Source organism: Clostridium sp. (genome assembly GCF_051278035.1).
In the GTDB taxonomy this organism is placed as follows: domain Bacteria; phylum Bacillota; class Clostridia; order Clostridiales; family Clostridiaceae; genus Clostridium_AD.
Genome location: NZ_JBNMNU010000135.1, coordinates 1 through 12,026, shown reverse-complemented (window position 1 = coordinate 12,026; position 12,026 = coordinate 1). Strand labels below are relative to the sequence as shown.

Sequence of the window (12,026 nt, the reverse complement as noted above, 5' to 3'; positions counted from 1 at the left end):
GAGATACTTTTTCGGGTTTTACCTGTAGTATAACATCATAATGAGGGGTAACATTATTATCTTCTGAATATTCATCTGGAACTTTCTCCAAATTAGTTTCTAAAGTTTCTTCTAAATCAGTTGCTGATTCTTCTTCTATAGAAGCATTATCATCATTGACTTCTGTAGACAGGTCAGTTTCATTATCTATAGCATTCTCTTGTTTAACTTGATCAAGTCTTGCCTTAAGTATTTCCACTTCTTTGTGAAGGCGTTCTTCTTTTTTCCTTTGCACATTTGCCTTAAGAGCCTTTGTGTCAATTAAATGCTTTGCTATAGTGATATCTTCACCAAAGTTCTCATCATAGGAGTTTTCAATCAAAGTTGTAATATCCTCTGGAACTTCACTTTCTATTAAAAGGTTTTGTATATCCTTCTTTGTTAAGCTTATAGGTTCACTATCTGCATCATCATTTAGAGCATTGTATTCTTCTATCATAGAGCTTAGGTTTTCTTGTATATCCATAAAAACTTTATCAGCTTCATTTTCATCTAAGCTAAAAGAATCTTTAATAATTGATTGGAATGTTTCCTTTTGCACCGTAGCCGTTTGTTTTGAATGACAACCTAGAACATTTTCCATTAATTCAGTATGTGTATCCTTTGCATTTTTTGTATAATACATAATAGAGTTAACATCTGAACTACGATCAATAAAAGCAGGAAACACAAAGCCATTAATTGGGGGCTCGACAACCCAATCTCTAATACGTGCTCCTATTTCGTTTTGCTGCTCAAAATATCTAAGACCAGGCTCTGAAAGTGAAACTGGACATATTGCACATAACACATATTCATATACTTCTTCAGATTCATCTATCTTTATATTGTCTTTGGTCTTGCTAACAACATCATAAGCATCATGAAAAAAGAGTATTAAAAAATTACCAGTGTAATCATAATTAGCTATAATCAAATCGTAAAAGTTATCTACAAAAGCATCATCTTTTAATTGACTGTTTTTAAGCTGCATAAGCGAAGTCTGACTTTCATTTGTAAAATCTTCATTAGTTTCAAAGTCAAGTTCTAAAATATTATTCCCAATAGTTCCAGACAGTACTTTTTTAGCGATCTCTAAATATTTAAAGTATTCATCCTCATCTAAATTTAGAAAGCTTTCTCTAAATTTTAAAATAGTATGTTTTTCTCCATTAACATAGCATCCACACATTTTAGTGAAGGTGCATTCCTCTTTTTTAAAACGCTTTTTTAACTCAAGTATATCTTTTCTTCTCATGTATAAACTCCTCAATTTTAAAGACAAACCTCAAGTAACTTTATAGTTGAAATTGTTTGTCTTTAGTATTTTTTTGTAGCTATAATTAATATATTATTTCGTTAATAATCCCTTTTTTTCTAATTACCCTTTTATTTAAGCATTCATAAATTATAATTCTACATTAATTCCCAACTTCCTCTATACAGAGTAACATTTTTATAAATATGTACTAATCTATTCTTTCAATTAAATATAGAAATGCGTAGCAAGTTCAGTCGTTTGGTAAAAACGTTTAAAAAACTTGATAAATGCAGTGAAAAGATTATTCTTTTCACTGCATTTATTATTTTGTCATATCTATTTCTGTTTAAGTATTTTTTTCTTTCTAAATATTAATCCTCTTTAATTATCTACTACGTAAAGCATCTATAGGATCCATTTTTGAAGCCTTTAAAGATGGATAGAATCCTGAAATCATACTTAATACTACGCAGAATAATAAAATTAAACCAGCATCAGAAAGGGGCAATTTAGCAACTTCCATGTAAGGAGCATTTTCAGAAATATTCTGCAGAAAACTATAAACTGCTGAATTGATGAGATTAGATATACCTAAAGTAAACAGCAATCCAATGCCTGCTGATAACACACCAATAATGAATGATTCAGCAACGAAAACATTTAATATATCTTTTTTTCGTGCACCAACTGCCCTAAGGATTCCTATTTCTTTTATTCTCTCAAGTACAGAAATATATACAACAATTGATATCATTAAGGCTGCTACAAGAATAGATATTCCAGCAAAACCCAGAAGTACATAACGTACTTGCTTCATTGCTCCATCAACTTGAGCGGAGATTGTTTGGGCAGTTAAATCAAATGTGTATTTATCTTGTGAATCAGTTAATGTTTTTAGTTGTGCTTTTAAATTTTTATCATTACTAGAATATAAAACTAAACCGTTAGTTTCTAAATCTGATTTATCTATTTTAAACTCTTTCTCATAAAAATTAAAGCCCCAGTCACTTGTTGCATAATAGGTGTCCATTAAGGTTGTAGTATTGGCAATTCCAACTATTTTCCAAGTTCTAACAATGGGAACTTGAGCGACTCCGCCTTGATCACTATGAGGGTTAGATCCCTGCTTTATATAACGAACATAAATATCTTTACCAATTAAATCTTTTAATTCACCACCATTTTTTTCGAGGTCCTTGGCAGTGGAAAGTGAAATAACAATTTCATCTGTAACACCAGTCTTAGGAAGTGCTCCATATTGAATATCATTTTTAACATCTTCAAGAACACCTGGGGCCATCATCATAACCAATTTTTCTCTAGTAGCTTGGTCAGATAGTTTAGACATCAACTTTTTATCCTTAATTATACTTTCGTCTAAAGAATAAAAACTTGCAATGGGAACCCCATTACCTGAAATTTGAAAGTTATATGCATATATATCTTTATTTAAATCCATAACTGAGTTTACATCATTATATTTGATAGACTTTAAATCTTTTATAGATTTATCCGTATTTTCCTTGAGTCCTACAGTTATTGCGTTTGTCGGAAATATACCATTAACCTGAGTATTAACTGCGCTAGTAGTACCAGAAGTTATAGCTATAGCTAAGGCAATTCCACTTATTCCAATAGAAGTTCCTATAGCTGTTGCAATGGTCCGACCTTTTTTTAGCCATGCATTACGAAGAGACATTTTTAATGCTGTAAAAAAAGACATCTTAGATTTTGTTTCTATTTTCTCTGTTGCAGTTGTATTTTCAGTTGAAACCGAGGTTATATTATCTTCAATAGAAATTAACTTGCCATCCTCCATTGTTACAATTAAATCTGCATAAGCCTTTGCAAGCTCTGGTGCATGAGTAACCATAAGTACTAGTTTTTCTTTTGAAATCTCTCTTAATAATTCCATAACCTGCTCACCAGTTTTAACATCTAAAGCACCGGTTGGTTCATCAGCTAAAATTATTTCGGGGTCATTAGCAAGTGCACGGGCGATAGCTACCCTTTGACGTTGCCCCCCCGACATTAGGTTAACTTTCTTTTTTATTTGATTTGTGAGTCCAACTCTCTCAAGTAGAATACGGGCTTTTTTTACTTTATCTTGTTTTGAGTATCCTGATAAATCCAAAGCAATTTCTACATTTTGGGCTGATGTTAATGAGTTAAGTAAATTGAATTGTTGAAAAATAAAACCTACTGTATTTTTTCTATAAGTATCTAAGTCTTTTTGCCTCGCCTCTTTTAAGGATTTACCGTTAACAATAACGTCACCCTCAAAATTTGCATCCAAAGCACCTATTAAATTCATCATTGTTGTTTTACCACAACCAGAAGGTCCAACAATTGCCACGAGTTTTCCATTAGGCAAATCAAAAGAAACGTCATCTAGCGCTACAACTTTATTTTTACCTATTGTATATATTTTTCTTAAGTTTTTAATTTGTAACATTTACTATTCCTCCTATTCATCACGCAATGCGTCAATAACTTGAATTTTAGTTGCTCTTTTAGATGGAAAATGTCCCGCTAAAACTGCAACTAAGATGCTGATAACAATTAGACCGGCAATAGTTACAAAGGGAACTTTAATATCTGTAAATGGAATACCCGTTAATGGAATATTTACTATATTGTTCGCATCAATATTTAATACATTATTAATTATTTGGTTTGCAATTGGTTGTATTATAAAAGCTACTATTACTCCAGTGACTCCTGCAAAAAGGCCGATTAATGCAGATTCAGCTTTAAAAATACGAGCTATATCTTTATTTCTTGCTCCCACAGCCTTAAGAATTCCTATCTCTTTTTTACGTTCAAGTACACTTGAGAAAATTACAATACCTATTAAAATTGTTGAAACTACTAAGGCAAGTGAAATAAATACAATCATAACTGCCTCGGCTAAATTAATTAAAGTCTTAATAGCAGATTTAACCATAACAATTTGTGAGGTTGCAGAGAATCCCTTTTCCTCAGTCATTTTACTTCCACCAATACCTCCGTTTTCAGTTGCATTAATGTAATTGAGTACTTTTTCATTGTTATGAACATCTTTTATAACAACTTCTGCATTTACAAAGCGGTTTTCTTTAGATGCAAAATAGCCATCATCTTGAAGCCATGTATTAACAGCATCATAAGAATAATATACAGCAGCTGAGCTTAAAGCAATTTCGTTCACAACTCCAACAACTGTGAAATCTTTTGTATATTTTTTACCTAAAATTTCGTTTCCAGTAAGTGGGTTTACAGTTTTTTCTTGAACTACTACATTTATTTTTTTACCAATAGCTTTTGAATAATCACCATTGTCTGGATTCATGCCATACTTTTCGATTATATTCTTAGCCATATCCTTATTTACTAATAATTCATATTTATTGTTCTTTGGAACACTACCAGTCATTGCATGTTGAATGTGTGAAAGATAATTTTCACCAGCAAGTGAATTAAAGGTGATATCCTTTAATGTTTCATTATTTACCTCATATGAAGTAATATTTTTAATATTTAAATCTTCGCGAACAGTTAACACGTCCGGATTTTTCTTAATGCTGTCATATACATTTATGTTCTTTGGATAATCAGTCTTTTGAAGTGCTGCATCCTTAAACTTCATAGTGGTTTGTATTATATTAGCGCTAGCAAAAGAATTTGTTTGTACATCTATATAATCAGTTGCCCCATTACTAAGCCCTACAACTAATAAAATACCAGCTATTCCAATGGAACCTGCAAGAGTGGTTACAATTATACGCCCCATTTTCTGTTTCAGATTTCTAAGGGATAGCTTTATTGCATCTGCAAAAGACATGCTCCCATCTTTCTTTTTTAGTTCAGATTTCACACTGTTTGTTTCAGATTCATTGATTATTTCGTCATTTTGAATTTCCCCATCTAAAATAGCAACTACGCGGGTAGAGTATTCGTAGGCTAGTTCACGATTGTGGGTAACCATAATAATTAACTTGTCACTGGCAACTTCTTTAATAAGCTCCATAGTTTGAATTCCAGTTTTTTTGTCAAGCGCTCCTGTTGGTTCATCCAATAGTATTATATCCGGATCATTTGCTAGTGCACGAGCAATAGCAACACGTTGCTTTTGGCCTCCAGATAATTCACCGGGTTTATGTTCCATATGTTTTTCAAGGCCTACCTGCATAAGCAAGCTTTTCGCACGTTCAATTCGTTTCTTTTTTGATAATCCAATTAAGTTCATTACAATTTCAACATTTTCAAGTGCTGATAAATGTTCGATTAAGTTAAAGGATTGAAAAACAAACCCTATATTATTTTTACGATATAAGTCCCAATTCTTTTTCTTATATTTTTTAGTTGATTTTCCTTCAATAACTAGATCACCTGAAGTTGGTTGATCAAGACCTGCAATTATATTTAAAAGTGTGGATTTACCACATCCTGATGGCCCTAAGATTGAAACAAATTCTCCCTTTTCAAAATTAAGATTTACTCCGCTAAGAGCGTTAAAACTTTTCTTTTTTTCTATAAAATATTCTTTTGACAAATTGTTTAATGATAAAAGCATAAATAACTCCTTTCAATCCATTAGTGTAGTTCTACTGCTGAGCTTGTATATTTATATTAACAAGTGAATCTTAAGTTGACACTGTATTAACCTTAAATCTACCTTAAATAACTAAAAAAGCTGCATCAAGATAAAAGTGTTTCTTATCTTGATGCAGTACTTAGCTATTTAACTCAATGATAAATTTGCATCCTTTTCCAGTTTCAGTTTCAAGACTTATGTGCCCAGTATGTTTTTCAATAATTGTTTTAGTAATTGCAAGGCCAAGGCCGGTGCCCCCTGTTTGAGAGTTCCTCGCATTATCCACTCTTTTAAAAGGTTCAAATATTTCCTCAGACATCTCACGCGGAATACCAATGCCGTTATCCTGTATTTCTATTACTACTTTGCTTAAAAAATTCTTTAACACTATTTTTATCTGCGTACCTGGAGGATTATATTTCAAAGCATTATTAAGAATGTTAAGCAGGGCCCTATCAATTTGCTTTTCATCAATAAGAAGAAGCTTTTTACCTTCTGGTATCTCGAAATAAGACTGAAAACCTGCTTTTTCTATTTGAGGTATTAGCGAGGCTATAAGTTTTCTTAAATATTCACAAATATCTACACTCTTAAGCTTAAGCTTAAAATCCACGCTTCCCATTTTAGATAATTCGAATAAATCACCTATTAAACTATTAGCTCTTGTGCCGTTATTTAAAATTACTGCTAAAAATTTTTCACGTTCATTATCTGATATATCCTTATTATTTAATAACAAATCCGAGTAACCTATAATATTGGATAACGGGGTTTTTAAATCATGAGAAATATCCAATATTAGCTTTCTCCTATTATCTTGAGATTTTTCTTTCAGATTTTTTTCGATTTCAATTTTTTGGGCCATTAGGTTAAAGGCATCCTTAAGATCTCCAAACTCATTCTTAGATTTCAGCTCAACTCTTGCAGAATAATCGCCACTTGCAATTTTTTCAACTCCACTTAATAATTTTTTTAGTGGTTTCACAAAATTATTAGAAGTTATTCTTGAGTAGAAGATAAGACCAAAAACAAAAGAAGTAATATTAATTAGCGATCCTAAAAAGAAAATAAATATAATATTATTTATAGCTATTGGAATTCCTTCTCTATCAAAAAAAACACCATTAGCTAATTGTGTTTTACTAGGAATGACAATTTCTAGCCAAAAATCACTATCGCTATTATAAGCTACACTATAATGGTATTTCCTTTGGTGTTTGCCGCTATTAATTAAGAATTCACTGAACTCATTCTTGGTATATTGGTTTACCTTTTGAGGGTTTATTCCTTTAGAGAAAACAACTTTATAATTTTTATCAATTACATGAATTCCACCTTTATACTTTAAAATCTTAGAATAATCTATATTTTTATAATCATCCCTCATAACCTGAGCAGCTGATAGTTCTGGTATTTCTTCAAATTTTATTAATCCCTTAAAACTAACTGAAATAATTAAGGACACTACAATGAAAACTATTGTAGAAAATATAAATAGTAATAAATAATTTTTGAGTAGCATGTTCGCTACTTTCTTTTTTTTCATATTTCATTCCTTATTCCTAAGTTATTTTCTAGCTTATAACCAATTCCACGTATAGTCTTTAAATACTTAGGTGACTTCGGATTATCTTCGATTTTGTCTCTCAAATGGCTTATATGTACCATAATTGTATTATCATCACCATAATAGGCTTCTTCCCATACCGCCTCATAAAGTTGTTTTTTCGTATATACTCTGCCTACGTTTTCCATGAAAATTTGAAGAAGTTTTAACTCCTTTGCATTAAATTCTAATTGTTTATCATACTTATATACACTGTAACTATTTTTATCAAAAGTTAAATCTCCTATTTGAATAATTAACTTATCAGGTACTTTTAGCGATGTTATGTACTTGTAGGATCTTCTTAGCTGTGCATGGACTCTTGCTATCAATTCAATGGGATTAAATGGTTTGACCATATAGTCATCAGCACCCAGTCCTAGTCCTAATATTTTATCAGGATCTTCACCCCGGGCAGTTAAAAACATTACAGGAATTTCACTTGTTTCTCTAATCTTTCTAAGCAAATTGAAACCATCAATCCCTGGCATCATAACATCAAGAATAGCTAAATTAATTTCGTTATTCTTAAAAATCTCCAATGCATTTAGTCCATTTTCCGAATTAAATACTGTAAAACCTTCTTTTATAAGGTGTAGCTCTAGTAGTTGTCTTAGATCCTTATCATCTTCCGCTATTAAAATATTTAAGGTGTCCACCTCCCTATCCGAAAAATTTTTCCGAGTTATATGCAATATTGTTAAGAATAATTTTCAAATATAATCCACCCTAAATGTTAGAAATAAAGCTAAAACAGTCAAAGGTGTGATACTATGTTTATCTTTTTTTGATGCTTTTATTCTTTATTTTTTCCGGTGTTTGTGTATATATTGTAGACACAAAAATTCGAACGGTATAAAATAAGAGTTGTTTGTTTTAGTATGCCCGGAAACTAAAAAAGCATTAAGATTTCTGCCATAACCGGCTAAAATCTCGATGCTTTTTCATCTGCGCTGTTTTAAAAAAGGGGATGCGATTTCTCATTCACCGTTGGAATTAACAAACAAATGCCTGTTATGCTTTTGGAGGTGTTCCTTCAGCGTTTGATACAACTGCATCTATTTGAACTAAAGCATCTTTAAGTAAAGCTGATACGCCAACTGTAGTTCGTACAGGAACACCGCTTGGGAAGAATGTTGTGTAAACTTCGTCTACAGCATCAATATCTGCGATATTTTTAAGGAATATATTTACTCTAACCACATCGTCCATAACGTGGTCGACACTTTCTACAATTGCCTTGATATTTTTTAAGCACTGTCCAGCCTGCTCTTTTACACTACCAGCTACCATTTTACCAGTTTTTGAGTCTAAAGGTAATTGAGCTGAAATATGATTGTAATGAGAAAAAGCTACAGTTTGTGTATATAAAGAACTTTTTGGTGCATTTTCCGTATTGTTTGCTTCTATGATGAGTCCGTGCCTGTCTTCAACAACTTGTGGGGGTGTACCATCTCCGTATGACACCACTGCTTCAATTTGTACCAAAGCATCCATAAGTAAAGCTGAAGCTGCAACTGTTGTCCGTGCAGGGACATAAGCTACGGCCCTAGCGATAGCCGAGTCTGGGAAAAATGTTGTATAAACTTCGTTTACGTCTTCAATATCCGAGAGGTTTTTAAGGAAGATATTAATTTTAACAATATCGTCAAAAGGAACGTCGATACTTTCTAAAATTGCCTTAATATTCTTTAAGCACTGTCCAGCCTGCTCTTTTACACCGCCGACTACCAATCTACCAGATTTTGGATCGATAGGTAATTGTGCTGAAAGATTATTGTAATGAGAAAAAGCTACAGCCTGCGTAGATAGAGAACTTGTTGGCGCATTTGCCGTGTTATTTGTAAGCTTTATGAGGTCACCTGATTGTGGTGCATTTGGAATTGTACCCTCACCGTTTGTAAGAAGTGCTTCAATTTGCACCAAAGCATCCATAGGCAAAGCTGCAACTGCAACTATCGTCCGTGTAGGAACATAGCTTGTGAAGAATGTTGTGTAAACTTCGTCTACAGCGTCAATATCTTTGATATTCTTAACGTATACAGTGATTCTAACAACATCGCTCATAACATGGTCGATGCTATCTACAATTGCCTTGATATTTTTAAAGCACTGCTTCGCCTGCTCTTTTATACCACCAGCTACCAATTTACCGGATTTTGGATCAATAGGTAATTGAGCTGAAAGATTATTGTAATGAGAGTAAGCTACAGTTTGTGAATATGGACCGATGCCTTTTGGAGCATTTTCCGTAGTTCTTGCTAATACTGCGTTATAGTCGCTCATAATAGTATTCCCCTTTTTAATATTTATTGATAGAATCATTAAAATTCATCTAAGTAAATAATAAACCTTGGACTAGCTCTAATGTCAATAGGTTTGGAAATTTATTAAAAATTCGGCTTCGGATACAGTAATTAAAGATATATTTTTTATTTCGGTTGTCATTATTACTTTTAGATTGAAAACTTGTGAACAAATTGTAAATTAATAAAATTGACGTAAATTTTAATTGGATATAATGGAATTAAATGAATTATTATGTACAATGACTAATATAATAAATAACCATTTAGGAGCTACCTACTTTTTAGATGGATTATTTTATACATTTTTAGGTATGAATATGAAAAAAAAGTTTTGTTGGATATTTATGCCTTGTTTTTACCATTATGCATAACAAATTATATGTTTGTGAATATATATACAATTAAACCGTTAAATTTAAAATTCAAACATAAATACATGTAGTATTACCGAGTAAATGATACCTTAAAAGATTAAACTCATTTTAAAATTAATATCAACGCTCGTGAGTAAGATATATTCATATTTACGCCCAAATATGAGGTTTTAATTATGAAATCGTATACCCTATAATGATGGTACAAACAAAAACCGATATAGGAGGCACTTAAATGAAATCATTTATAAATGTAACTTCTGAAATAGGAAAACTTAATAAAGTAATGCTACATAGACCCGGCAGAGAACTAGAAAATTTAGTACCTGCTCTTCTTGAGAGATTACTTTTTGATGATATTCCTTATTTAGACGTGGCTAGAAAAGAGCATGATATATTCGCTAAAATATTAAAGGAAAATGATGTGGATGTTCTTTATTTAGAAGAACTTGCTACTGATACTTTAAATGATGATAAGGTAAAAAAAATATTTCTACAACAATTTTTACTAGAAAGTCACATTAGTAATAAAGTAATATATAAATCTCTATATGACTATTTAATGTCCAAGCCTACAAGAGAAATGATCGATATTCTTATGGCTGGTGTTAGAAAAAATGAGATAGATGTTAAGGATATGTATTCTCTTAGAGGTTTAATAGGAAACCAGTATCCATTCTACTTAGATCCTATGCCTAATCTTTACTTTACTCGCGATCCGGGTGCTTCAATTGGAAATGGTATTACTATAAATACTATGCAAACTGAAGCTAGAAGACGTGAGACGTTGTTCCTAGAATTTATTCATAAATATCATAGCTCTTTCAAACAATCTGAAGTTCCACTTTGGTATGATAGAACCCTTCCCAATAATATTGAAGGTGGGGACGAGCTTATATTATCTGCAACAACTCTTGCAATAGGATGCAGTCAAAGAACTTCACCTGAAGCTATAGAAGTCGTAGCAAGGAATTTGTTTGAAAAACATGCTTCTTTCGAAAAAGTATTAGTATTTGAGATTCCAGCATGTAGAGCATTTATGCATCTTGATACTGTATTTACAATGGTTGATTATGATAAATTTACAATTCACCCAGAGATAGAAGGACCACTTAATGTTTTTGAAATTACAAAAGGCGTTGATGGAGAATTAATCATTAACCAAGAAAAAGATATACTAGAAAATATATTGAAATCCGCATTAAAGTTGCCTTCAGTTGAATTAATAAGATGCGGTGGTGGTGATTCTATTGTAGCTGCAAGAGAACAATGGAATGATGGATCAAATACACTTGCTATTGCACCAGGAAAGGTTATAACTTATGAAAGAAACTCTGTTACAAATGAAATTTTAACAAAACGTGGTGTAACAGTTATAACAATGCCAAGTGCCGAGCTTTCAAGAGGAAGAGGCGGACCAAGATGTATGAGTATGCCACTAAATAGAGATGACTTATAAAAAAAATAACAACAATATTAGGAGGATTTTATTATGTTTAACTTAAGAAACAGAAACTTTTTAACTTTGATGGACTTTACTCCAAAGGAATTAAACTACTTTTTAGATTTAGCTAGAGATTTAAAAAGAGCTAAATATGCAGGCACAGAATCGCAAACATTAAAAGGTAAAAACATTGCGCTGATATTTGAAAAAAGCTCTACAAGAACAAGGTGTGCGTTTGAAGTAGGTGCACTAGACCAAGGAGCACATGTAACTTATCTAGGACCTACAGGAACTCAAATTGGTAAAAAGGAATCTGTAGCTGATACAGCTAGAGTTCTTGGAAGAATGTATGATGGAATAGAATATAGAGGATATGGTCAAGAAATAGTTGAAGAATTAGCAAAATATGCAGGAGTACCTGTATGGAATGGTTTAACA

General features: G+C 32.0%; 7 protein-coding genes and 1 pseudogene. 2 read left to right on the top strand and 6 right to left on the bottom strand.

The features are described from left to right. From ACJAX4_RS17405 to ACJAX4_RS17380, 6 genes are all read right to left on the bottom strand, one after another. Nucleotides 1-1,276: DUF4317 domain-containing protein (locus tag ACJAX4_RS17405; protein WP_435790714.1), on the bottom strand; the 1,276-nt coding region annotated here is incomplete at its 3' end. A gap of 388 nt (nucleotides 1,277-1,664) precedes the next feature. Continuing rightward, the gene (locus ACJAX4_RS17400; RefSeq protein ID WP_435790713.1) at nucleotides 1,665-3,734 is read right to left on the bottom strand and encodes an ABC transporter ATP-binding protein/permease; all 2,070 of its coding nucleotides are present in this window, start codon (nucleotides 3,732-3,734) and stop codon (nucleotides 1,665-1,667) included. Between the two features lie 12 nt (nucleotides 3,735-3,746). Beyond that, entirely contained in the window at nucleotides 3,747-5,834 is a 2,088-nt protein-coding gene (locus ACJAX4_RS17395; protein WP_435790712.1) for an ABC transporter ATP-binding protein/permease, read from the bottom strand. A 160-nt stretch (nucleotides 5,835-5,994) separates the two neighbouring features. Beyond that, entirely contained in the window at nucleotides 5,995-7,401 is a 1,407-nt protein-coding gene (locus tag ACJAX4_RS17390; RefSeq protein ID WP_435790711.1) for a HAMP domain-containing sensor histidine kinase, read from the bottom strand. Next, nucleotides 7,398-8,120 (bottom strand): response regulator transcription factor, encoded by a 723-nt coding sequence (locus ACJAX4_RS17385; RefSeq protein ID WP_435790710.1) that lies wholly within the window; start codon nucleotides 8,118-8,120, stop codon nucleotides 7,398-7,400. The genes ACJAX4_RS17390 and ACJAX4_RS17385 overlap by 4 nt, the downstream gene beginning before the upstream one ends. A gap of 355 nt (nucleotides 8,121-8,475) precedes the next feature. Continuing rightward, nucleotides 8,476-9,747 (bottom strand): RidA family protein, encoded by a 1,272-nt coding sequence (locus tag ACJAX4_RS17380; RefSeq protein ID WP_435790709.1) that lies wholly within the window; start codon nucleotides 9,745-9,747, stop codon nucleotides 8,476-8,478. A 632-nt stretch (nucleotides 9,748-10,379) separates the two neighbouring features. Between ACJAX4_RS17380 and arcA the strand changes: the two genes are divergently transcribed. Continuing rightward, the gene (gene arcA / locus ACJAX4_RS17375; RefSeq protein ID WP_435790708.1) at nucleotides 10,380-11,603 is read left to right on the top strand and encodes an arginine deiminase; all 1,224 of its coding nucleotides are present in this window, start codon (nucleotides 10,380-10,382) and stop codon (nucleotides 11,601-11,603) included. 33 nt (nucleotides 11,604-11,636) lie between these two features. Beyond that, nucleotides 11,637-12,026, top strand: a pseudogene (locus ACJAX4_RS17370) (ornithine carbamoyltransferase); the annotation flags it as partial.

What these genes read in the sequence shown, in the direction of transcription:
- ACJAX4_RS17400 (WP_435790713.1), bottom strand. Translation starts at nt 3,734, where the DNA reads ATGTTACAAATTAAAAACTTAAGAAAAATATATACAATAGGTAAAAAT.
- ACJAX4_RS17395 (WP_435790712.1), bottom strand. Translation starts at nt 5,834, where the DNA reads ATGCTTTTATCATTAAACAATTTGTCAAAAGAATATTTTATAGAAAAA.
- ACJAX4_RS17390 (WP_435790711.1), bottom strand. Translation starts at nt 7,401, where the DNA reads ATGAAAAAAAAGAAAGTAGCGAACATGCTACTCAAAAATTATTTATTA.
- ACJAX4_RS17380 (WP_435790709.1), bottom strand. Translation starts at nt 9,747, where the DNA reads ATGAGCGACTATAACGCAGTATTAGCAAGAACTACGGAAAATGCTCCA.
- arcA (WP_435790708.1), top strand. Translation starts at nt 10,380, where the DNA reads ATGAAATCATTTATAAATGTAACTTCTGAAATAGGAAAACTTAATAAA.